The 23,190-nt window shown below is 31.6% G+C and carries 21 protein-coding genes; 12 read left to right on the top strand and 9 right to left on the bottom strand.

The genetic code is table 11. The features are described 5' to 3' along the window. Positions 1-25 precede the first annotated feature (25 nt). Entirely contained in the window at positions 26-2,524 is a 2,499-nt protein-coding gene (locus D1817_13840; GenBank protein AXT21294.1) for a hypothetical protein, read from the top strand. 83 nt (positions 2,525-2,607) lie between these two features. Here the strand turns inward: D1817_13840 and D1817_13835 are convergent, their stop codons facing one another. From D1817_13835 to D1817_13815, 5 genes are all read right to left on the bottom strand, one after another. Then, entirely contained in the window at positions 2,608-3,555 is a 948-nt protein-coding gene (locus tag D1817_13835) for an MBL fold metallo-hydrolase (protein ID AXT20917.1), read from the bottom strand. Positions 3,556-3,636: 81 nt separating this feature from the next. Further along, positions 3,637-4,020, bottom strand: a complete 384-nt coding sequence (locus D1817_13830) for a DoxX family membrane protein (GenBank protein ID AXT20916.1) — start codon at positions 4,018-4,020, stop codon at positions 3,637-3,639. Between the two features lie 91 nt (positions 4,021-4,111). Continuing rightward, positions 4,112-4,861 (bottom strand): hypothetical protein, encoded by a 750-nt coding sequence (locus D1817_13825; protein AXT20915.1) that lies wholly within the window; start codon positions 4,859-4,861, stop codon positions 4,112-4,114. A 38-nt stretch (positions 4,862-4,899) separates the two neighbouring features. Then, a complete protein-coding gene (locus D1817_13820) occupies positions 4,900-6,078 on the bottom strand; it encodes an MFS transporter (GenBank protein AXT20914.1) in 1,179 nt (392 codons plus the stop codon). 1 nt (position 6,079) lies between these two features. Then, positions 6,080-7,180, bottom strand: coding sequence for an alanine racemase (locus D1817_13815; GenBank protein ID AXT20913.1), 1,101 nt, complete (start codon positions 7,178-7,180; stop codon positions 6,080-6,082). 43 nt (positions 7,181-7,223) lie between these two features. Between D1817_13815 and D1817_13810 the strand changes: the two genes are divergently transcribed. The 3 genes from D1817_13810 to D1817_13800 are packed head-to-tail and all read left to right on the top strand — an operon-like array spanning position 7,224 to position 10,448. Continuing rightward, positions 7,224-7,820 (top strand): sprT domain-containing protein, encoded by a 597-nt coding sequence (locus tag D1817_13810; GenBank protein AXT20912.1) that lies wholly within the window; start codon positions 7,224-7,226, stop codon positions 7,818-7,820. Between the two features lie 40 nt (positions 7,821-7,860). Next, positions 7,861-8,940: a mannose-1-phosphate guanylyltransferase gene (locus D1817_13805; GenBank protein AXT20911.1), complete on the top strand. Its 1,080-nt coding sequence runs from the start codon at positions 7,861-7,863 to the stop codon at positions 8,938-8,940. A gap of 38 nt (positions 8,941-8,978) precedes the next feature. Beyond that, positions 8,979-10,448: a DUF389 domain-containing protein gene (locus D1817_13800; protein ID AXT20910.1), complete on the top strand. Its 1,470-nt coding sequence runs from the start codon at positions 8,979-8,981 to the stop codon at positions 10,446-10,448. On the opposite strand, the gene D1817_13795 is transcribed toward D1817_13800, so the two are convergent. Beyond that, a complete protein-coding gene (locus D1817_13795) occupies positions 10,449-11,216 on the bottom strand; it encodes an ATP-binding cassette domain-containing protein (protein ID AXT20909.1) in 768 nt (255 codons plus the stop codon). Beyond that, positions 11,216-11,953: an ABC transporter permease gene (locus D1817_13790; GenBank protein AXT20908.1), complete on the bottom strand. Its 738-nt coding sequence runs from the start codon at positions 11,951-11,953 to the stop codon at positions 11,216-11,218. Before D1817_13790 ends, D1817_13795 begins: the two co-directional genes overlap by 1 nt. 121 nt (positions 11,954-12,074) lie before the next feature. Here D1817_13790 and D1817_13785 point away from each other — a divergent pair, with 121 nt between their 5' ends. Further along, positions 12,075-13,748 carry an alkaline phosphatase family protein gene (locus D1817_13785; protein ID AXT20907.1) on the top strand — a complete coding sequence of 558 codons (1,674 nt, stop codon included), beginning with the start codon at positions 12,075-12,077 and terminating at the stop codon, positions 13,746-13,748. Here D1817_13785 and D1817_13780 read toward each other — a convergent pair. Both D1817_13780 and D1817_13775 read right to left on the bottom strand, forming a co-directional pair. Continuing rightward, the gene (locus D1817_13780) at positions 13,740-14,336 is read right to left on the bottom strand and encodes a YihA family ribosome biogenesis GTP-binding protein (protein ID AXT20906.1); all 597 of its coding nucleotides are present in this window, start codon (positions 14,334-14,336) and stop codon (positions 13,740-13,742) included. The two genes, D1817_13785 and D1817_13780, sit on opposite strands and share 9 nt — an antisense overlap. Positions 14,337-14,348: 12 nt before the next feature. Continuing rightward, positions 14,349-15,113, bottom strand: a complete 765-nt coding sequence (locus tag D1817_13775; GenBank protein AXT20905.1) for an alpha/beta hydrolase — start codon at positions 15,111-15,113, stop codon at positions 14,349-14,351. A 352-nt stretch (positions 15,114-15,465) separates the two neighbouring features. Between D1817_13775 and mraZ the strand changes: the two genes are divergently transcribed. The 7 genes from mraZ to murD all read left to right on the top strand — a co-directional run bounded on the left by mraZ (position 15,466) and on the right by murD (position 23,180). Continuing rightward, on the top strand, positions 15,466-15,936 hold the full coding sequence (gene mraZ / locus D1817_13770) for a division/cell wall cluster transcriptional repressor MraZ (protein ID AXT20904.1): 471 nt from the start codon (positions 15,466-15,468) through the stop codon (positions 15,934-15,936). Further along, the gene (rsmH, locus tag D1817_13765; protein ID AXT20903.1) at positions 15,911-16,819 is read left to right on the top strand and encodes a 16S rRNA (cytosine(1402)-N(4))-methyltransferase RsmH; all 909 of its coding nucleotides are present in this window, start codon (positions 15,911-15,913) and stop codon (positions 16,817-16,819) included. Before mraZ ends, rsmH begins: the two co-directional genes overlap by 26 nt. Before the next feature lie 5 nt (positions 16,820-16,824). Continuing rightward, positions 16,825-17,142 carry an S-adenosyl-methyltransferase gene (locus tag D1817_13760; protein AXT20902.1) on the top strand — a complete coding sequence of 106 codons (318 nt, stop codon included), beginning with the start codon at positions 16,825-16,827 and terminating at the stop codon, positions 17,140-17,142. A gap of 62 nt (positions 17,143-17,204) precedes the next feature. Then, positions 17,205-19,154, top strand: a complete 1,950-nt coding sequence (locus tag D1817_13755; GenBank protein ID AXT20901.1) for a PASTA domain-containing protein — start codon at positions 17,205-17,207, stop codon at positions 19,152-19,154. Further along, a complete protein-coding gene (locus D1817_13750; GenBank protein ID AXT20900.1) occupies positions 19,151-20,611 on the top strand; it encodes a UDP-N-acetylmuramoyl-L-alanyl-D-glutamate--2,6-diaminopimelate ligase in 1,461 nt (486 codons plus the stop codon). The genes D1817_13755 and D1817_13750 overlap by 4 nt, the downstream gene beginning before the upstream one ends. A gap of 1 nt (position 20,612) precedes the next feature. Next, entirely contained in the window at positions 20,613-21,845 is a 1,233-nt protein-coding gene (locus tag D1817_13745; protein ID AXT20899.1) for a phospho-N-acetylmuramoyl-pentapeptide-transferase, read from the top strand. Further along, positions 21,846-23,180 (top strand): UDP-N-acetylmuramoyl-L-alanine--D-glutamate ligase, encoded by a 1,335-nt coding sequence (murD, locus tag D1817_13740; protein AXT20898.1) that lies wholly within the window; start codon positions 21,846-21,848, stop codon positions 23,178-23,180. Positions 23,181-23,190 lie beyond the last annotated feature (10 nt).

The raw sequence follows: 23,190 nt of genomic DNA, 5'->3' as shown, positions 1-23,190 counted from the left end.
AGCAGGGACTAAGTGGCTATTTAAAATGGCATGGCGAGATGGTAAAGCAAGTACAGCACGTCTGTTACTTTTTATGGCTTCTATTATTCTTGGAATTGCAGCAGTAGTTTCCATCCAATCATTTAGTGAGAATTTAAAAGAAAATATAGGGCAACAATCTAAAGCCTTGATGGGAGCCGATTTTATTATTGACAGCAGACAATTGCCTAATGAGCGTGTGCAGGAGATAATAGATTCTCTTGGTGGCGCTGATGCTTCTGAAGTTAATTTTGCGTCAATGGCAGCTTTTCCTAAAAACGATGGTGCTAAATTAGTACGTGTTCGAGGAATGGAAGGAGGCTTTCCATTTTATGGTACTTTAGAAACAGAGCCAATTTCAGCAGCAGCAGAATATCAAGAAAAAGGAGGAGCTTTGGTGGATGCTACGATGATGTTACAATATGAGTTAGAACCTGGAGATTCTATTAAAATAGGACAACTGACTTTACCAATTATAGGTGCATTAAAATCTGTTCCTGGAAGTTCAGCAATTTCTACTTCAGTAGCTCCACCAGTCTTAATTCCGTTTCGTTTTATTGAAAAAACAGAATTGTTACAAGTGGGAAGCCGTAAAGAGTACCAGTATTTTTTTGTAGCTCCAGAAACTATGGATCTCGATGCACTAAATAAAAATTTAGATCCAATTTTGGATGCTGAAAATGCAGATTTAGATACACATAAAGTAACGAGTCAGCGCTTAGGGCGCAGTTATAGCAATGTGAGTAAATTTTTAAACTTAGTAGCATTTATCGCACTCTTATTAGGTTGTGTAGGTATTGCAAGCTCTGTGCACATTTATATTAAAGAAAAGTTACGTGCTGTAGCTGTACTTAAATGTATGGGAGCTACCCGAAAGCAAACTTTTTTAATTTACCTGATACAAATTGCTGGAATGGGCTTGATCGGAGGTTTGATAGGGACGGCTATAGGTGTTGGGCTTCAGCAATCATTCCCACTAATTATACAAGAGTTTTTACCTTTTAGTGTCGATATTTCATTTTCCATCCAACCTATAATCATGGGACTTTTATTAGGTGTGTTTATGTCAGTATTGTTTGCCTTGCTTCCTTTGTTAAATACTTGGTATGTATCGCCTTTAGAGGTGTTACGTGTCCAAGAAGGGAACTTAATAAAATCAAGGAGAGCAAGGTTTTTAACCTTTGGGAGTGTATTATTATTCATTTATCTATTTTCATTTTGGTTATTAGAAAATGGGATATATGCTTTAGGGTTTGTGATTACAGTAGTAGTGACCTTTTCTGTTTTGGCAGGAGTTGCAACGTTGTTTATGAAAGCGATTAAAAAATTCTTTCCTAAATCTTGGGGGTTTACAGCACGTCAAAGTTTACTCAATCTCTTTAGGCCAAACAATCAGACGATGGTTTTGATTTTGGCAATTGGCTTAGGTACGTTTTTAATTAGTACTTTGTATTTTACAAAGGATATGTTGCAGTCCAGAACGTCTATAGAAAGTAATACTAAAGACCCTAATATTATTTTAATGGATGTGCAAACAGCACAAAAAGAAGCAGTAGCTAATAGTATTACACCAAAAGGATTACCTGTTATAGATAATCTGTCGATCGTTACAATGCGAATGCATAGTATTAAAGGTGTATTGTCTAATGATATCCGAAAAGATAGTACGTCGGTGGTACGAGAATGGGTACTGAATCATGAATTTAGAAGTACTTATAGAGATTCTTTAACAGCTTCTGAAGTGTTATCTGAAGGGAGTTGGGTTCCTGAAATTAAACCAGGAGCACCTATTGAAATTTCAATATCTGATAACTTGGCAGAAGACACGAATGTAGAGTTAGGAGATGAAATTGTATTTAATGTACAGGGCGTTTTGATGAAAACTATTATAGGAAGCATTCGTACAGTCGATTGGGGACGTGCACAGATGAATTTTCTGGTTGTATTCCCTAAAGGAGTATTAGAAAATGCACCACAGTTTCATGTACTAACAACGTATGCACCAGATGAGATTGTTTCGGCAGAATTACAACGTGACCTAGTTAAAAAATTTCCAAATGTATCTATTATTGATTTACGACAGATACTTAATATTCTTGAAGATATCTTAAATAAAATTTCTTGGGTGATTAATTTTATGGCTTTCTTTAGTATTCTTACAGGAATAATTGTGTTGATAGGATCGGTACGTACAAGTAAATATCAACGCATAAAGGAAAGCGTGTTATTGCGAACACTTGGCGCTAAAAGTAAACAGATATTACAAATTACTGCTTTAGAATATTTTTATTTAGGAATACTGGGTAGCGGTATCGGAATTTTATTGTCTTTAATTAGTAGTCAACTACTAGCAAGTTTTGTATTTGAAGTGAGTTTTGTTCCATCACTTATTCCATTTTTAGTGTTTTTACCAGGGATTACAGCATTAGTATTATTTATTGGATTAGTAAATAGTAAAAGTGTACTTAATAGCCCACCTTTAGAAGTATTACGTAAAGAAGGGTAAGTTAGAAAGCATAGATGTGATTATCTTTAATTTTTTTAGAATGAAAGAAAAAATTCTATTTGATCTTTTTGAATTCATATTCTTCAATCTAAAAGATTACGACGTATCATAAATGAGAAATGTTCAAACTCAAATAAAGCATATGTGTCATTATCAGTTTCTATTGCTATTTTAGTTCCTGTTATAACTTGATTAAATGCAGTTGTTAATTCAACTAATCGTATTGGTTTTGCTACAGGTGTATTATGTGCGGGGAATACTTTTTTTAAATGAGGACTTAATGCTGAAAGCTTTTCAATACTTTTTTGATAAGCACTTAAATCCGTACCTTCATCAAACAACCAGATAGGGCCTTCATAAAAAGTATCACCAGTCCAAAGTAATCCGTTGGTTTTATCTAGTAATGCAATTGCATCGATTGTGTGCCCAGGAACAGCAATTATTTCTAAGCTTCGATTCCCTAAATTGATTATAGAACCATCTTCAATAAATTGCGAAATAGGGAAAGGGTTAATATAATATTGTAAAACATCTAACTCAGGGAGTTTTTCGCTACAAAAAGCATTACTAGCGACTTCATGTTTTACGATATTGTGTGATAATCCGTTTTTAGAACGCCCTTTAGTGAATTCAGTATTCATTGCTAGAATATTTTTGAACTCATGATTACCACCTATATGATCGTAATGTGTATGAGAATTAATAACTATAATGGGAAGTTCAGTCAATTGTTTTACAACCTTAGCGATAGAAGATAATCCCATTCCTGAATCAAAAAGAACAGCTTTTTCATTACCAATAATTAAATAAGAAATAACTTCTTGAAAATTATAAGGTTCGGCAATAGCATAAGTATTGGTTTCTAATTCGTATACTTTAAACCAATCACTTGAAGTTTTAATCTCTTTTAATTCTGAAAACTGAGTTCTAAGAGTTTGGTTACACCAATTTTCTGCATTGGTTTTTGGTTTAGAAATACAACCAATTAATAATAAGCTTAAAAAATAGATGTACAATTGCTTTTGATTCATAGTTAAGCAATTTAATGAAATGATATTAACTAAGATAGTATTACGGTTTTACTTATAAAACCATAATACTATTTGAGGTAGTTATTTATTCTTATTAATAAAAGGAATATCTTTTCTATATATCCATAAAATAATTGCGCTTAAAACAAAAGTTAAAACTGCAGTATAAAATAATACTCCTTTATCTCCATTTGTTTCAATACCAAGTTTTGTGAGATGCATAAAAATAGCGCCTCCTAAAACTCCTATTGCTAATGTAGCACCAATCCATACTGTTCTTGGAATTAAAATTAATATTCCAGCAATTAATTCTACAATTCCAATTCCAATTCTTCCATAAGGTTCAAGGGCTACTTGTGTAAAAATATAGACACTATCGGGATGTGCAGTAAATTTAAACCGAAGTGTTTGAATTAAGATTACTGCTACTGCCAGCCTTAATATAAGTATTAGATATTTATTCATAATGGTTGTTTTTAAAAGATTAAATATAATAGTAAAACCTTTAAAATAAAGATTATAAATTATTTGTCTATTAATAGAAGTTAACCTAACTCTATCTTTCTGTTTCTTTAACTACCTTTAAACAAAAAGAAATATCTGATGAGTTATAATATCGTGCTTCTATAATATCTCCTAAATCGTTAGTTATGTTATATTTATTAGGTAACTCGTTTGGTAATTCTTTAGATATAGTGTTTACAAATAGACATGCTGTTAAAAAAGCACCTAAAGATGATGGGTGACTACCATCTTCGATATATAAATCGATATTAGAGTTTTGTTTTCGAGCTAAAGCCCAGGCTTCACCAGCTAAAACAATACCAGCATTGTTGTCTCTTGCAGCTTGTTTGTATACTCTAGTGATAGTTTTTTGCTGTTGAGGTTTTTTTTCTCTTGCCCAGGTGGTATATAAATAAGGTTTTGCGCCATGCTGCCTTATAAATGTACTAAACTTTTTTACAACACCTAAAAATCGATTTGCATTTTGAATAGTACCTAAACTTTGTTCTTGTAATATCACAATATCAAAATTGCCACTTTTAATAATATCCTTAGTTTTTAACCCTCTCTCTCCATTCCAATGGTGATTTAAATTAGCTCCACCAGTAACACTACTTTTAGTTACTAATTTTACTTTAGTATGATTAGAAATAAGAGATGTTAATTGAGGTAAATCTGAATAATACGTATAGCTGTTTCCAACAAAAAGTACTTTCAGAGTATCTAATTTGTTTTGAGAGAGTATCGTATTACTTAAAAAAAAGAATAATCCTAAATATAAAAATCTAGTAGTAAATCTCATAGATGTTAAATATATGATGTTGAATAAAAATAATCAAATTAATTCCTGAGGTTTCTTTTTGAGAATAATGATATTAATCCTAAAATAGGTCCAATTGCTAAAAATAGATAGATATATCTTGGGTTTAAAAAAGAACTTATATTAGTTATAAACTGAATGCTAATGATGGTAATAGAAAATCCAATACAATTTACAATAGTTAAAGCAGTGCCTTTAGTTTTTGAGTCTGCATTTTGAGCTACTAGAGTTGAAAATAATGGCGAATCTGCAATGACAACCATCCCCCAAAACATTAAAAATGATATAAAAATAACACTAGAATTTAATCTAAGCATTAAAGGGGAGATTAAACAGCATGTACATGATAGAAATAGTGCTATAAATGCAATTTTTTTAACGCCAAAGTATTGCGAAACATACCCTCCAATAATACAAGCAATACTACCAACGCCAATAATCATAAAAGATAATAAAGGAATGTTGAGGTTGGCATTTGGATACATTATCAAATAAGTTTCCAAAATTATAGGAACGAAAGCCCAGAATGTATAGAGTTCCCACATATGTCCAAAATAACCAAAAGCTGCAGCTCTAAATTTTGTGCTTTTAAATACACTTAACCAAGCTTTAAAATTGAGCTTTTGACTGGAAGTCCTATAAGGACCATTGGGGACAAAAATAAGCATTAATAAACCACCAATAAATGCAATACTAGAAGTGAAAATTAAAACCAATTTCCAAGGAAGCTCTTCTGTAAATCCTTTTAATAAATGTGGAAATGCAGTTCCTAATACTAGAGCTCCTACTAAAAAGCCAAGTGATTTTCCAAGACCTTTATTGTAATAATCAGCAGCAATTTTCATTCCAACAGGGTAAATACCTGCGAGGAAAAAACCTGTTAGAAACCTATAAATTAATAAAGTAATTAAGCTGTTACTATTTATAATTGTACCAAGATTAAACAGAGCTCCAGCTATAGCGCATACAAAGAACACGCGTGATGGCGAAAAACGATCAGATATAGTAAAAAGTGCGAAAATTAGTGTGCCGAAAATAAACCCAAATTGAACTGCTGAGGTTAAATGTGCTAGAGTATTATTATTAAGATTAAATGTTATAATAAGATCTGCCATTACTGCATTACCCGCAAACCATAAAGAAGTACAGAAAAATTGTGAGATTACGATAATAGGTAAAACGCGTTTTATAACAATCATGCTAATCTTGTAAATGGATATTATGCATTTTAATTTGCTTACCTGTTGTTGTAATATAGTGTTTCATTAAATTGGCAGACATACAAGAATGTATTGGAAGCACCAATGCGTAATCACCAATCTTAAAATTAGACATTAAGCTTTTAGGAACACTAACAACTCCATGTTCCTGAGATAATTTTTTCACATATACTTCGGGTAATATATCTCCCCATCCGTTTTTAGTTTTTGCAATGATTTTACCAAAGATTGTAACCCCGTTTTTATCTGTCATTCGATCTTTGGATAAATGGATGCCACCCCCATAGAGTATAACTTCATTTTTTTCTGGATGAATGGCAACAATAGGGCAAGCCATTGCTACTGCAATTTGTTGTGCATTGCAAGAGCTTATTAAATTTTGAGTGAGATCATAAAAAACAAAATTTCCAGGACGTAATTCATCAACCTCTTTAAAATCTTCAGATAAACTACAACTAGGTGTGTCTCCTAAAGATAATTTTAAATCAGGATACCTAGATTCAAACTTAGTTTTTAAACTTATTAAAATAGATTTGCATTTCTCGTGTTCATTTAAAATATCTGTTTTGTTGCGGCATTTATAAGTTTGCCCTGCATGCCCTAAAAAACCTTTAAAATTAAGCTTTCTGCTAGATTTAGTGATGCTTAAAATAGATTCAATACTTTCTGTGTTAGAAGGATCTAGACCAGCTCTATTGTTGCCAACGTTTATTTTTATAAAGAAGTTTACTGGATATAATAATTGAGGTTCTAATAAATTAGCTGTAGTTTCAGATTCAATTAATATATTAAGCGTTATTTTTTTTGCTAACACATTAATAGTATCAATCTCTAAAATATTAATAGGAAATGCTACAGTAATGTCATCCCATTCTGAAGCAAAATATTGAGCCATATCTAAAGATGATACTGTTATTTTTGTTACACCTTCAGCTTTAAACCACCTCCCAATTTCTAAAGATTGATGGGTTTTAAAATGTGGACGAAAATCGATTTGATGGCGCTTAGCTTTATCAGACATCATTTTAATGTTCTGCTTGCACTTTATTTCATCTAAAATTAATGTGGGTTTTGTAATCATTACTATTGAAATTCTTCCGAAAATAAAACTTATTTTTGTGATAATGCAAGAGACGCTTCAAAATTATATTCCAGAGCAAGCCATTGAAGGTGTTTTACAGCTATTAGCAAACGAAAACGTTATAGTTAAAATAAAACAAGAACGTAAAACACGACATGGCGACTATAAAAAATTACCAAGTGGTAAACACCAAATAACTATTAATTCTAACTTAAATCAGTATCGTTTTTTAATCACGTTAATTCATGAAATAGCACATTTAAAAGCCTATAAAAATTATGGGCGATTTATAAAGCCACATGGAGTAGAGTGGAAACGTACGTTTCAACATTTAATGTTACCATATATACACCCTAGTATATTTACGGATGATCTTCTTCCGCTATTAGCAAATCATTTTAAAAACCCAAAGGCGTCTAGTGATACTGATATTAAATTAGCATTAGCATTAAAGCAATTTGATGCGCCTAATGGTAAAACTTATATTTTTGAAGTACCTTTAGGAAGTAGATTTAAGATGTATAATGGAAGAGAGTTTAAAAAAGGAGGCAAAAGAGTGAAACGATACGAATGTGTTGAGATAGATACAGGAAAAGTGTATTTGTTTAACCCAAATGCTGAAGTGGATTTATTAGATTAATAAATAATCTTCACTTTTGCATGAATGAATAAAAATATAAATGAATAAAAATTATTATGCCGTTTTAATGGCAGGAGGAGTAGGTTCACGATTTTGGCCTGTGAGTACTCAAGAGTTCCCAAAACAATTTCATGATATGTTGGGCACAGGTGATACACTCATTCAAAAAACATTTAATCGTTTAGCAAATCTAATTCCTGAAGAAAATATTTTTATCCTTACTAATGAACGTTATAATGATTTAGTGTTTGAACAACTTCCAGGAATTACACAACGGCAAGTAGTTTTGGAGCCTGCGATGCGAAACACAGCTCCTTGTATTTTATATGCTGCTTTAAAAATACAGAAAGAGAACTCTGATGCAGTAATGATTGTAGCACCCAGTGATCATTGGATTGAAGACGAAGTTGCTTTTACCCAAGATGTACAGCAAGCTTTTGATTTTTGTTCAGGAAATGATGCCTTGATGACTTTGGGTATACAACCTACATTTCCAAATACGGGTTATGGTTATATTGAGTATGATAAAAACTCAGCGAAAACTATAAAATCGGTAGAACAGTTTCGAGAAAAACCAAATTATGAAACTGCTAAAGAATTTTTGACGCAAGGAAATTTTCTGTGGAATGCTGGGATTTTTATATGGAGTATTACTAATGTAATTAATGCATTCCAAAAGCAGAAGCCAGAATTATTTCAACTTTTTGAAAAAGGAATAGAAGTATACAATACAGATTTAGAAGACGATTTTATAAGAGATAATTATGGTAAAGCCGAAAACATCTCGATAGATTATGCAATCATGGAAAAATCATCAAATGTATACGTGCTTCCAGCAACATTTGATTGGAATGATTTAGGAACTTGGGGTAGCTTATATGATAAATTAGATAAAGATGAACATAAAAATGCTTTAGTAAATGCAAGAACATTAATTGAAGATGCTTCAGGTAATATGATTCGAACCAAAAATGATAAAATTGTGGTGATTGATGGCTTGAAAGATTATATAATTGTGGATAAAGACGAAGTTTTACTTATCTTTCCTAAAACAAAAGAACAAGATATAAAAAAAGTACTTCAAAGTGTCAAAAATAAATTTGGAGAACATTACGGGTAATGTGTTTTGAAGTGTATTGACCAACATTTTACATACTAATGGAAGAAAATAAATTTAATTTCTCTGATGAAGAGATTTCAAAAGAGCAAACGGTAGAACAATCTAAGCAAGCTGTAAAAGAAGATGCTAAAGGGCTTTGGGAAAGCATGAAAACTTTTATGGTCGAGCTTTTAGATTTTCGTCATGATACAGATCGTGATGCTACAATAGAAGCGATTAAAGGAGATATTCCATTTAAAGGCGCTACAGCTTGGATATTAATTTGTTCCATTTTTGTAGCTTCAGTGGGATTAAACGCAAACTCTACAGCAGTAGTTATTGGAGCGATGTTAATTTCTCCATTAATGGGTCCTATTTTAGGGGTCGGAATGTCTATTGCAATTAATGATATCGATACCTTAAAAAAATCATTAATAAACTTAGCAACAATGATTGTACTGAGTTTAATTACTGCATTTTTGTTCTTTTGGTTATTTCCTTTAAATCAAGAAACCTCAGAATTATTAGGAAGAACAAAACCAGATATTCGAGATGTACTTATTGCTTTTTTTGGCGGTTTAGCACTTATCATTGCTAGAACTAAAAAAGGAACGATTGCTTCGGTTATTTTTGGAGTTGCTATAGCTACGGCATTGATGCCTCCATTGTGTACAGCAGGATACGCATTAGCAGAAGGAAATTGGACATTTTTCAGAGGTGCAATGTATCTATTCACAATCAATACTATTTTTATTGCACTAGCAACATTTATCGTATTAAAGTTATTACGATTCCCAATGCTTAAATATGCTAATTCTGCTAAACGTAAACGTACTGCTAGATTTGCATCTTTATTGGCAATAATTGTTATGGTGCCAGCAGTAATGACTTTTCTGTCAGTTTTAAAATTAAGTGGCTACGAACAAGATTATAACAAATTTGTTAAAGATGAAATAGAATCTAATCACGAATTGTGGTTTCAAAACGGAAATTTAAATCCTGATGATAAAAAAATCACGTTGTATTTTAATGGGGAAATTACGGATGCGACTGAAGCAGATTTACGAAATGAAGTCAAACGATATGACAAAATTAAAGATTTTGAGGTAGAAATAAGTGGCAATAAAAATAGAAGTATCGATAAGATATCTGATGCCTATGATCGTGCAATCGATGAAATTGGTGAAAAAGATAATATTATTTCCGGATTACAGAGTCAAATTGAAAACCTGCAAACTGAAATTACAAATCTTAATCAACAGATTGAACAAAATAATAATCAAGCTAATAGTATTTCATTTACTAATTTAGCAAGAGATGCCAAGGTGCGTTTTTCAGATCTTCAGTATTTTAGCTATGCAAAAATGTTGGAATCTAAAGATTTTATAAATATTGATACAATGAGCGTTGCTAATGTAAAGTGGAATGCATCATTAAACGATAGTCTTAAATTGGTTAAAGAAAAGGAGTTAAGTGACTGGTTAAAACAAGAGGTTAAAGAAGATACCATAGTAATTAAGCGAAATTAATTATTGATTTTCTTCTAAGTACATTCGACGTACTTTTTTAAATAACTCAGAGGAGTACACAAAATTAGTAACAGATTCATTATCTGTTTTGAAAATGGTTTTATTAGAGCCTTCCCAGGCTTTTAATCCATCTTTTAAAAACACAATTTTTTCACCTATCTCCATTACAGAGTTCATATCATGAGAATTGATAACAGTAGTTATTTGATACTCATCTGTGATTTCTTGTATTAAGTTATCAATAACAATTGCAGTTTTTGGGTCTAATCCAGAATTAGGTTCATCACAAAATAAATATTTTGGATTATTTACGATAGCTCTTGCAATTGCAGCACGTTTTTGCATTCCGCCAGAAGCTTCGGATGGATATTTATTATGAGCGCCATCTAAATTAACACGCTTTAAAACAAAATTTACGCGATCTTCCATTTCACTTTTACTCTGTTTTGTAAACATTTGTAAAGGAAACATTACGTTTTTTGCTATAGTCATAGAATCAAATAAAGCACTGCCTTGAAATACCATACCTATATCTGAGCGTAATTCTCGCTTTTCATCACTAGATAAACTTGAAAATACTTTTCCGTTGTATGAAATACTCCCTTGTTCATATTCAAAAAGACCTAGTAAACATTTTAAAAACACTGTCTTTCCAGAACCACTTTGCCCAATAATAAGATTGGTTTTTCCCATTTCAAAAGAAGCACTTATCCCTTTTAAAACTTGAGTATTACCGAATGACTTTTTTAAATCTTTAACTTCAATCATTAGCTTAATAACATTTGGGTTAATACATAATTTAAAAGAATAATAACAACACTAGTCCAAACAAAAGCAGTAGTACTTGCTTTTCCTACTTCTAAAGCGCCACCTGTCATATAATAACCATGAAAAGAAGGAATGGTTGCTAAAACAAAAGCAAAAATGAATGTTTTTATAAAAGCATATGTAATATGAAATGGAATAAAGTCTAATTGTACACCAATAATATAATCTTGGGTAGACACAAAACCGCCAAAATAACAAGCAGTAAAACCACCGATAATACCTAGGAACATGCCTATAGATATTAAAAAAGGATAAAGCATTAACGAAATAAGTTTTGGGAAAACCAGATAGTTTATAGAATTAACTCCCATTACATCTAATACATCAATTTGTTCGGTAACACGCATCGTGCCAATACTAGATGTTATAAAAGATCCTACTTTCCCTGCCATAACTATGGAGACAAATGTTGGTGCAAATTCTAATACAATAGATTGTCGTGTAGCAAATCCTACGAGATTGTCGGGTATTACTGGACTTGACATGTTTAAAGCTGTTTGAATGGCAATTACACCACCTACAAAAAATGAAATAAATGCGACAATACCAATAGAGCTAATCACTAAATCATCAATATCTTTTAAAATAAGAGGTTTCATTACAGACCATTTTACTGGCTTTCGAAAGATTTGCTTTATCATTAAAAAATAAAGACCAATATTATGTAGATACGTCATAGTAAATCTAAGTTATGGCTAAATTATAAAATTACTCTCAGTATTTTAATGATTATTTAAAATAAGAAGCCAGTTTAAAAAAAAGAGTATTTTTGGAAACACATTTTTTAAAACTTTTTGAATGAAAAAGCCATTGTTGATCTTTATAGTTTTATTAACCTGTTTGTCTTGTGAAAATCACAATAATTCAGCGAGTGCTTCAAGGGAGAATGATAACTCTCGCCCTAAATTAGTCGTTGGAATAGTTGTGGATCAAATGCGTTATGATTATTTAACACGTTTTTATAATAAATATGGGAATGGAGGTTTTAAGCGTATGATTAATGAAGGATTTAATTTAAAAAACAATCATTATAACTATATTCCAACGGCAACAGGACCAGGGCATGCTTCAATTTATACAGGCACAACACCAAAATATCATGGTGTAATAGGAAATAGTTGGTATGATAAAGAAATAAAAGCAAATGTTTATTGTGCAGGTGATGATTCAGTTAATTCTGTAGGGTCACAAAGTAGAGCTGGACAAATGTCTCCACATAGGATGAAAACAACCACTTTTGCAGATGAAAACAGATTGTTTACACAAATGAAGGGCAAGTCTATTGGAATTGCTATTAAAGATCGAGGCGCGATTTTAGCAGCTGGTCATACAGCTAATGCAGCGTATTGGTTTCATGGAAGAGATGAAGGGAAATGGATTTCGAGTACATTTTATATGAAAGAACTGCCTAAATGGGTAAATGATTTTAATAATTCTAAAACTACAGAATCTTATTTAAAACCTTGGAACACGTTATTAGATATTGAAACTTATATTGAAAGTGGAAGTGATTTAAATAATTTTGAAGGAGGGTTTAAAGGAAAAAAAGAAGCTACATTTCCTTATGATTTAGCGGCCTTGAAAGATGATAACGATGGTTTCGATATTTTAAAAACAACACCCTATGGGAATAGTTTAACTACAGATTTTACTTTAGCTGCAATAGAAGGAGAGCAACTAGGATTAGATAATATTACAGATGTTTTAACTATAAGTTATTCTAGTACAGATTACGTGGGGCATAATTTTGGAGTGAACTCTAAAGAAGTAGAAGATGCATATATACGGTTAGATAAAGATTTAGAGCGTTTATTTAATTTTTTAGATGCTAAAATAGGCAAGGGTGAGTATACGGTATTTTTAACTGCCGACCACGGTGCGGTAAATGTACCGTCATATTTGCAAAGTATAAAAATTCCATCTGGTTATGTTGATAGTAGAGCAATGTCCGAAAAATTGAGTGCTTTTATGCAAAAAGCATATGGAACATCAGATTTAATAGAAAATTTTAGCGCAGGCTATAATCAAATATTCTTGAATAGAGCTAAGGTGTCGGAATTAAAATTAAATTTAGAAGATGTACAAGAAGCAATAGTAAATGAGATTATTAATTATGAAAATGTTGACAAAGCATATACAGCGACAACAATGATAAACACTAGTTTTATTAGTGGCATAGAATTAGTACTTCAAAATGGGTTTAATCAAAAGCGTTCAGGAGATGTACTGTATGTAAATAACTCAGCTTATATTAGTTCTGGTAGAGCAACAGGTTCTTCCCATGGTACAGGTTTTAATTACGATACTCATGTGCCACTTTTGTTTTTTGGAAAAGGAATTAAAACAGGAGAGACAATGGAAAAAACTAGAATTATAGATATAGCTCCTACAATGTCTGCTTTATTAGGAATTAGTTTCCCTAATGCGAATACAGGCAAGCCTATAATGCGAGTTTTAGATAAATTAAAGTGAGTTGTTAATTGACTCTATATAATTTAACAATTCTTCCTTACCTATAATTTTGGAAGATGAAGTAATAAAGTGATTTGGCATTTCTTCCCAAGTTTCAAGAAGAATAGCTTTATAAGATTCAATATAATTTTCAATAACTTTAGGCTTTAACTTATCTGCTTTGGTGAAAATAATTGAAAAAGGAACTCCATTTGTGCCTAACCACTCCATAAAATTTAAATCAATGGGTTGAGGTTTATGTCTAATATCTATCAAAACAAAAGCAGAAACTAATTGTTCTCGTTTCTCAAAATATGAAGTGATAAATTTTTGAAATGTTTTTTTTGATGATTTTGATACTCTTGCATATCCATATCCTGGTAGATCAACTAAAAACCAATTCTTGTTAATTAAAAAATGGTTGATAAGTTGTGTCTTTCCTGGTTTACCGGAAGTTTTTGCTAAACTTTTGCGGCTGGTAAGCATATTTATAAGAGAAGACTTGCCTACATTACTCCTTCCAATAAAGGCATATTCAGGCATATTGTTACTAGGGCATTTAGTAACGTCTTGATTACTAACTACAAATTCTGCAGATTTAATTTGCATAATTTAAGAAACTTAAAACTTCCTCTTATTTAACCAATCAAATAAAATTTGGTTAAATGTATCTGGATGCTCCATCATTGCTGCGTGACCACATTTATCGATCCAAAACAAATCGGAATCAGGGAGTAATTGATTAAATTCTTCAGCAACTTCAGGAGGAGTTACAACATCATTTTTCCCCCAAATAATACAAGTAGGTGTTTGCATATTCGGAAGATCTTTAGACATATTGTGTCTAATAGCACTCTTTGCAATAGTTAATGTTCTTATTAATTTATTTCTGTCATTAACAGTTTCATAAACTTCGTCTACAATTTCCTTAGTAGCAATTTCGGGATCGTAAAAAACATCTTGTGCTTTCTTTTTAATGACTTCGTAATCACTTCTTTTAGGATAACTACTACCCATAGCGCTTTCATATAAGCCTGAACTTCCTGTGATTACAAGAGCTTTTACTTTTTCACTATAATGTTTAGTGTGATATAGCCCAATATGTCCGCCCAAAGAGTTTCCTAATAAAATGACATCGTTTAATTGTTTAAACTCAATAAATTCATTAAGATATTTAGCAAAGCTTTTGACGTTAGTTTTTAATAAAGATAAATTATATAAAGGGAGTTCTGGAATAATAACTCTATAGCCTTTAGTGCTAAAAAAATCGGTAACAGCACTAAAATTACTAAGGCCACCCATTAATCCGTGGAGTATAATTATTGGCGTGCCTTCCCCAGCTTCAATGTAATTATATTCTCCTTCTTTTTTTAAAATATGCGCCATATATCAGTTAGTCGTTTCAATCGAAGCAAATCTACACATTTTATTTAAGTTAAAATATAGCTTCATAATAAAACGATTTTTTATCCTCAAATCAATCTTTTTTACTCTCTTTTTTTGCAACTTATTTTTATTCATTTTATCAAAATAAATCTATGTATAAGAGTTCTGTTAATTAAAAAATAAAGAGAGTTAAATTATTGAATGTTAAATATTAAAACCTATATAAGGTTGTTTTTACTGAGTTTTTTTGTGTCTTTCCAATAAATTTATTAACAAAGTGGTAAAAAGTGGTAAAAAGTGCAATAATTTTTATTAGATTTGAATTCAGTTACAATACACAAATTTTTAGAGAGTGAATTCACTTATAGGAACATATGAATGCAAAGCTGATGCTAAAGGGAGGTTAATGCTTCCTTCTGCATTAAAGAAGCAGTTGTCTCCTGTAATGCAAAATGGGTTTGTATTAAAACGAGCAGTATTTCAGCCTTGTTTAGAGTTATATCCAATGGAGGAATGGGAAAAGCTAATGCAGAAAGTGAATAAGCTAAATCGATTTAAAAAGAAAAATAATGATTTTATCCGTCGTTTTACGGCTGGAGTGAAATTTGTTGAGGTTGATGCTTCTGGGCGTTTACTAGTGCCGAAAGATTTAATTGCATTTTCAGAGATATCTAAAGATGTGGTAGTAGCTTCTTCAATAGATATTCTTGAAATCTGGGATAAGAACAAATATGAGCAAGCTATAAATGATGCAACTTTAGATTTTGCAGATTTAGCTGAAGAAGTAATGGGACAAGATGATGATTACAATGAAATATCATAATCCAGTATTGCTTAAAGAAACCGTAGATGGTTTAAATATTATTAAAAATGGAGTGTACGTTGACGTTACATTTGGAGGTGGCGGGCATAGCAAGGAAATTTTAAGTCGTTTAGGTTCTGAAGGAAAGTTGTTTGCGTTTGATCAAGATAAAGATGCTCTTTTAAATAAAATTGATGATGATCGATTTGTACTGATAAATGAAAATTTCAGACATATTAAACGATTTTTAAGATTTCATGGTGTAAAATCTGTAAATGGAATTTTGGCTGATTTTGGAGTGTCTTCACATCAATTTGATGTTCCTGATCGTGGATTTTCAACACGCTTTGAAGCAGATTTAGATATGAGAATGAATCAAGAGGATACTTTGTCTGCTTTTAATGTCGTTAATGATTATGAGGAGGAGCAATTGCGTCAAGTGTTTTGGCAATATGGAGAGTTGCGACAAGCTCCACTTTTGGCTAGAACAATTGTTGCAGAGCGAAAAAATGAAGAAATTAAAACTACCGAGCAACTAAAGCAGGTAATTAAAAGATACCTCCCTCCGAGAAGGGAAAATAAAATTTTGGCCCAAATCTACCAAGCTATTAGAATAGAGGTAAACCAAGAGATTGAGGTTTTAAAAGCATTTTTGGAACAAACATCAGAATTGTTAGTTTCTGAAGGACGTTTAAGTGTGATATCATATCATTCTTTGGAAGATAGATTGGTGAAACGATATATGAGAAGCGGAATGTTTGAAGGTGAACCAGAAAAAGATGTGTATGGAAATGTAAGCGTTCCGTATAAAAAAATAGGAAAACTTATTGTTCCAACACAGGAAGAAATTGATGTAAATAATAGAGCTCGAAGCGCTAAGTTGAGAATTGCAGAGCGTATCTAAAAACAATGAAGAAAAACATTTATAATGTACTCAGAGGAACTTTTTTAATAAGCGATGACTCGTTTAAAAATTGGAGATTCATTTTGTTTATTTCTTTTTTGGCAATCATAATGATTGCTAGCTCACATAGTGCAGATAGTAAAGTACATGAAATAGCAAGACTTAACGAAGAAGTGAAAGAGTTGCGATCGGCAATGATAGATGGTCGCTCTACATTAATGAAATTAAAAATGGAAACTACGGTAATTAGAAAAATGGCAGACAAGGGGTTGTCGCCTTCTGATATACCTCCGAAGAAAATAAAAGTAAAATCACAAAATTAAAGTTCGTCTTGGCTGTAACCGAAAAGAACATATTAAACCGATTGTATTTTGTAGCAGGATGTATGTTCATCTTCGCTCTTTTGGTAGTCTTTAAATTGGCGAAAATTCAATTCGTACAGGGAGATGAGTATCGTGAACTAGCAGAGAAGAGAACTGTGCAAAATGTAACTATTCCTGCAAATAGAGGTAATGTGTATTCTGCTGATGGGAGTTTATTGGCAACGTCAGTTCCTAAATACGATATTAGAATAGATGCCTTGACATCTTCAGAGAAAAACTTCGAAAAATATATAAAAGGATTAAGTGATTCTTTAGCTAAATATCACGGTAGAACGTCAAGTTATTATCAACAAAATATTAGGAAAGCAAGAACAAATAAAAATCGATATTTTTTACTAGCTCGAAATTTAGGGTATGGTGATTATTTAAGGTTTAGAAAATTTCCTTTATTGAATTTAGGAGCTTTTAAAGGCGGGTTAATTGTTGAACAAAAAACAAAACGTGAACATCCAATGGGTGGTATCGCTCAACGTACTATAGGTTATGAGCGTACAGATGAAGATGGTAATATAACTCGTCCGGGCATTGACGGCGCTTTTGGAATGAAATATTTAAGAGGAACGGATGGAAAGCGTTTAAAACAAAAAATAGGGAAAGGACAGTGGAAACCTATAGGAGATAATAATCAGGTAGAACCTCAAGATGGATATGATATATATACTACTATAGATGTTAATATACAGGATATTGCACATCATGCATTATTAGAACAGTTAGAAAAGTTCAGTGCTGAACATGGGAGTGTGATTGTTATGGAAACAAAAACAGGAGAGATTAAAGCAATTTCTAATCTTGGACGTACTTCAAAAGGGACTTATTATGAGCGTTTAAATTATGCAGTAGGAGAAAGTCACGAACCAGGCTCAACATTTAAATTGATGGCCATGGTTGCAGCATTGGAAGATAAAGTTATTGATACTAGTGATGTTGTGGATACCGAAAAAGGGATACTTACATTCTACGGTAGAAATGTGAGAGATTCAAGAAATGGAGGTTATGGGAAAATTTCGGCCTCTCGAGCATTTGAAGTTTCATCAAACACGGGTTTAGTAAAATTGATTCATAATAATTATAATAATAAACCTTCAAAATTTGTAGATAGACTCTATAAAATGGGGTTAAATAATCAATTGGATTTACCAATTATTGGAGAAGGAGAACCCTTTATTCCTCATCCTTCTGTTAAGAAAGAATGGAGTGGTATTGCCTTGCCTTGGATGGCTTTTGGATATGGTGTACAATTAACTCCATTGCAAACATTGACGTTTTACAATGCTATTGCAAATGATGGTGAAATGGTGAAGCCTCGTTTTTTAAGAGAAGTAAAAGAATTTGATAAAACCATTGTGCCTTTTGAAAAGGAGATAATAAACCCATCAGTTTGTAGTATAGAAACAGCTAAAAAAGTACAACAAATGATGAAAAATGTTGTTGAAAAAAAACATGGGACAGCTCATAATATTTATTCTCCCAATTTTTCAATGGCTGGTAAAACTGGTACTTGTCAAACAGAGTATTGGAAAGAACCAGGTTTATATATATCATCTTTTGCAGGTTATTTTCCAGCAGAAAATCCTAAATATTCTTGTATTGTAGTAATTCATAAACCTGATAAGAAAATTGGATATTATGGGAATGTAGTGGCTGCGCCAGTATTTAAAAAAATCGCACAAAAAATATATACAGATACCCCTGTAATTGATGCTGTAGAAAATTTAGAAGAGAAAGATATGGCTGTTGTAGGAGATTATGAATCTTACTATAAAACTGCTCAAACCTATAAAACCATAATGCCAAACTTAAAAGGCTTACCAGCTATGGATGCTATTACTTTATTGGAAAACATGGGGGTAAAAGTAAAAATGATAGGTAGCGGAAAAGTGAAAACGCAATCTGTTGCTCAAGGAGTGAAGTTAAAGAAAAACCAAACCGTAATATTAAACTTGCTGTGATATTGTTAAAAGACATATTGTATAAGGTTACACTTAATGCCATAGTTGGAAGCACAAACCTTGAAGTAAGTGAAATGCATTTTGATTCAAGGAATATAAGACAGAATGATGTGTTTGTTGCAGTTAATGGAACAGTAGTAAATGGTCATGATTATATAAATAAAGCCATACGGCAGGGAGCAATAGCTGTAATTTGTGAAAGCATGCCTGATATAATTGAAGATAATGTTACCTATGTAGCAGTAGATAATTCAAGTAAAGCATTGGCAATTATGGCTTCAAATTATTATGGAGTACCATCAAAAAACCTAAAACTTGTTGGTGTAACAGGAACTAATGGGAAAACAACTATTGCAAGTTTACTTTATCGACTATTTAAAAAAGCAGGTTATAAAGTTGGATTACTTTCAACTGTAAAAATTGCTGTAGATGATAAAATTTATGATGCCACACATACAACCCCAGATCCGATTACAATAAACAAATATTTAAAAGAGATGAATGATGAGGGTGTTGAGTTTTGTTTTATGGAAGTAAGTTCTCATGGAATTCATCAAAATAGAACAAAAGGATTGCACTTTACAGGTGGTATTTTTTCTAATTTATCTCATGACCATTTAGATTATCATAATACGTTTGCAGAATATCGTGATGTTAAGAAGAGGTTTTTTGATAATCTTCCAAAATCAGCATTTTCATTAGTTAATGTTGATGATAAAAATGGCCTGTTTATGTTGCAAAATACAGCATCAAAAAAATACACCTATGCATTAAAAAGTTATGCTGATTATCGAGCTCAAATTTTAGAAAATCAGCTTAGTGGATTATTATTAAAGATTAATGATAATGAACTATGGACAAAACTTATTGGAAATTTTAATGCATATAATTTACTCGCTATCTATGGTACAGCAGATTTATTAGGATTAGAAAATGTGGAAATATTACGCTTGATAAGTGATTTAGAAAGTGTTAGTGGGCGTTTTCAATATTTAATGTCTAACGAAGTGACAGCAATAATAGATTATGCGCATACACCTGACGCTCTTAAAAATGTGTTAGAAACAATAAATAGCATACGAACTAAAAATGAGAAATTAATCACAGTAGTTGGTTGTGGTGGAGATAGGGATAAAGCAAAGCGACCAGTAATGGCCAATATTGCTTCAACTTTAAGCACTAAAGTGATTTTTACAAGTGATAATCCCAGAACAGAAAAACCAGAAGTTATAATTGAAGAAATGGAAGCTGGTGTAGAACCGCAATACTTTAAAAAAACAATGTCAATTTTAGATCGCAAGCAAGCAATAAAAACAGCTTGTCAATTAGCAAACTCTAAAGACATCATATTAATTGCTGGTAAAGGACATGAAACTTATCAAGAAATAAATGGGGTAAGGACGAATTTTGATGATTATAAAATAGTAGAAGAGTTTTTAAAACAATTACAAAAATAATATGCTGTACTATTTGTTTGAATATTTAGAAAAACAATTTGAATTTCCTGGAGCATCTCTATTTAGGTATATATCTTTTAGAGCTGCTATGGCAATGATTTTTTCATTGCTGATTTCTACAATCTATGGAAAACGAATTATTAATTTTTTAAGAAAACAACAAGTAGGTGAAACAATTAGAGATCTAGGTTTAGAGGGACAAAAAGAAAAAGCTGGAACACCGACAATGGGTGGAGTTATTATCATTTTAGCGACATTAATTCCAGTGCTTTTATTTGCGAAATTAGATAATATCTATATTATATTGCTTTTGGTTACTACCGTATGGATGGGAATTATTGGATTTATAGATGATTATATTAAAAAATTCAAAAACGATAAAGAAGGATTAAAAGGTAAGTTTAAAGTATTAGGACAGGTTGGTCTTGGGCTTATAGTAGGAACAACATTATATTTTCATAATGGAGTGACTATAAAAGAACAACCATTACAATCACAAACAGAAATTGTAGAAGCGGATAGAGTAGAATCTATAAAACTCCAACCAGAAATAAAATCTACAAAAACAACCATTCCATTTGTAAAGAAAAATGAATTTGATTATGCGAGTTTAATTACTTGGATAAACCCTAATTGGGGTAAATATGCTTGGATTATATTCATTCCATTTGTTATATTTTTAATTACAGCAGTGTCTAATGGAGCTAATCTTACCGATGGGATAGATGGTTTAGCTGCTGGAACTTCAGTTATTATTGCTCTTACTCTTGGGGTTTTTGCTTGGGTATCAGGTAATATCATTTTTTCAGATTATTTAAATATTATGTATATCCCGAGAGTTGAAGAAATTTCAATTTATATAGCAGCTTTTGTAGGTGCTTTAATTGGATTTTTGTGGTATAATACATATCCGGCTCAGGTATTCATGGGAGATACTGGAAGTTTGACTATAGGTGGTATTATTGCAGTAATAGCAATTGCTGTTCGTAAAGAATGGTTAATCCCGTTGTTATGCGGAATATTTTTAGCAGAAAACTTATCGGTTGTACTTCAAGTAGGGTACTTTAAATATACACGAAAGAAATATGGAGAAGGAAGACGTATTTTTAAAATGTCTCCATTACATCATCATTATCAAAAATCAGGATATCACGAAAGTAAAATTGTAACTCGATTTTGGATTATAGGAATCTTATTGGCAATTCTATCTGTAGTGACATTGAAAATACGATAAATGAAAAAAATAGTAATTCTTGGAGGTGGAGAAAGTGGTGTTGGAACAGCACTTTTAGGTAAGCGAGAAGGATTTGAAGTTTTTGTTTCCGATAAAGGAAAAATTAAAGAAAATTATAAAAACGTTCTTATACATAATGAGATTGAATGGGAAGAAGAGAAGCATACAGAAGCTAAAATCTTGAATGCAGACATTGTGATGAAAAGCCCAGGAATTCCAGATAAAGTAACATTAGTGCAAAAACTAATTGAAAACAGGGTGCCAGTAATTTCTGAAATTGAATTTGCAGCAAAATATACAGATGCCACTTTAATAGGAATTACAGGGAGTAATGGAAAAACTACTACTACAGCATTAACGCATCATATTTTAAAAAATGGAAACTTAGATGTAGGGGTAGCTGGGAATATTGGAGATAGTTTTGCAAAACAAGTGCATGAGTTTAGTTTTAAAAACTATGTTTTAGAATTAAGCAGTTTTCAATTAGATGGAATAGAAGCTTTTAAACCGCATATTGCAATTATTACCAATATTACACCTGATCATTTGGACAGATATGAATATCTGTTTGAAAATTATATTGCTTCAAAATTTAGAATTACAAAAAATCAAACTAAAGACGATTATCTTATCTATGATGCGGATGATGAAGTGATTAATAAATACATAAAAGAGAATCCAGTTCAGTCAAAATTATTGCCATTTTCATTAACAAAAGAGATTGAAAATGGCGCATATATAAAAGAAAATAATATACTAATAACTATAGATAATAATCAAATAATTATGCCTACAGAGACTATTGCTTTACAAGGTTCCCACAATGTTAAAAATGCTATGGCAGCATCAACAGTGGCGCATTTATTAAAAATAAGAAAAGAAACAATAAGAGAAAGTTTAGAAAACTTTGAAGGTGTTGAGCATCGCCTAGAAAATGTACTTCGTATTAATAAAGTACAGTATATAAACGACTCAAAAGCTACTAATGTAAATGCTACATATTTTGCTTTAGAAAGTATGGATGCCCCTACGGTTTGGATTGTTGGTGGTGAAGATAAGGGAAATAATTATAGAGAACTGTTTCGATTTGTGAACGAAAAAGTTAAGGCGATTATCTGTTTAGGAGTTGATAATCAAAAGTTGTTTGAAAGCTTTGGTAATATGGTAGATGTTATTGTAGAAACCGAATATATGAACGAAGCAGTTAAAATAGCTTATAAAATTGCAGAAGCTGGAGATAATGTCTTATTGTCACCAGCTTGTGCTAGTTTTGATTTATTTGAAAATTATGAAGATAGAGGGCGGCAATTTAAAACCGCTGTAAGAAAATTATAAATAGTAAAGG

The organism is Flavobacteriaceae bacterium, assembly GCA_003443635.1.
Taxonomy (GTDB): Bacteria; Bacteroidota; Bacteroidia; order Flavobacteriales; family Flavobacteriaceae; genus AU392.
Note: the sequence above shows the minus strand (reverse complement) of the source record. Positions and strands in the feature narration are given on the sequence as shown.

What these genes read in the sequence shown, in the direction of transcription:
- D1817_13840 (AXT21294.1), top strand. Translation starts at nt 26, where the DNA reads ATGGCATGGCGAGATGGTAAAGCAAGTACAGCACGTCTGTTACTTTTT.
- D1817_13835 (AXT20917.1), bottom strand. Translation starts at nt 3,555, where the DNA reads ATGAATCAAAAGCAATTGTACATCTATTTTTTAAGCTTATTATTAATT.
- D1817_13830 (AXT20916.1), bottom strand. Translation starts at nt 4,020, where the DNA reads ATGAATAAATATCTAATACTTATATTAAGGCTGGCAGTAGCAGTAATC.
- D1817_13825 (AXT20915.1), bottom strand. Translation starts at nt 4,861, where the DNA reads ATGAGATTTACTACTAGATTTTTATATTTAGGATTATTCTTTTTTTTA.
- D1817_13820 (AXT20914.1), bottom strand. Translation starts at nt 6,078, where the DNA reads ATGATTGTTATAAAACGCGTTTTACCTATTATCGTAATCTCACAATTT.
- D1817_13815 (AXT20913.1), bottom strand. Translation starts at nt 7,180, where the DNA reads ATGATTACAAAACCCACATTAATTTTAGATGAAATAAAGTGCAAGCAG.
- D1817_13810 (AXT20912.1), top strand. Translation starts at nt 7,224, where the DNA reads ATGCAAGAGACGCTTCAAAATTATATTCCAGAGCAAGCCATTGAAGGT.
- D1817_13805 (AXT20911.1), top strand. Translation starts at nt 7,861, where the DNA reads ATGAATAAAAATTATTATGCCGTTTTAATGGCAGGAGGAGTAGGTTCA.
- D1817_13800 (AXT20910.1), top strand. Translation starts at nt 8,979, where the DNA reads ATGGAAGAAAATAAATTTAATTTCTCTGATGAAGAGATTTCAAAAGAG.
- D1817_13795 (AXT20909.1), bottom strand. Translation starts at nt 11,216, where the DNA reads ATGATTGAAGTTAAAGATTTAAAAAAGTCATTCGGTAATACTCAAGTT.
- D1817_13790 (AXT20908.1), bottom strand. Translation starts at nt 11,953, where the DNA reads ATGACGTATCTACATAATATTGGTCTTTATTTTTTAATGATAAAGCAA.
- D1817_13785 (AXT20907.1), top strand. Translation starts at nt 12,075, where the DNA reads ATGAAAAAGCCATTGTTGATCTTTATAGTTTTATTAACCTGTTTGTCT.
- D1817_13780 (AXT20906.1), bottom strand. Translation starts at nt 14,336, where the DNA reads ATGCAAATTAAATCTGCAGAATTTGTAGTTAGTAATCAAGACGTTACT.
- D1817_13775 (AXT20905.1), bottom strand. Translation starts at nt 15,113, where the DNA reads ATGGCGCATATTTTAAAAAAAGAAGGAGAATATAATTACATTGAAGCT.
- rsmH (AXT20903.1), top strand. Translation starts at nt 15,911, where the DNA reads ATGATGATTACAATGAAATATCATAATCCAGTATTGCTTAAAGAAACC.
- D1817_13760 (AXT20902.1), top strand. Translation starts at nt 16,825, where the DNA reads ATGAAGAAAAACATTTATAATGTACTCAGAGGAACTTTTTTAATAAGC.
- D1817_13755 (AXT20901.1), top strand. Translation starts at nt 17,205, where the DNA reads ATGTTCATCTTCGCTCTTTTGGTAGTCTTTAAATTGGCGAAAATTCAA.
- D1817_13745 (AXT20899.1), top strand. Translation starts at nt 20,613, where the DNA reads ATGCTGTACTATTTGTTTGAATATTTAGAAAAACAATTTGAATTTCCT.
- murD (AXT20898.1), top strand. Translation starts at nt 21,846, where the DNA reads ATGAAAAAAATAGTAATTCTTGGAGGTGGAGAAAGTGGTGTTGGAACA.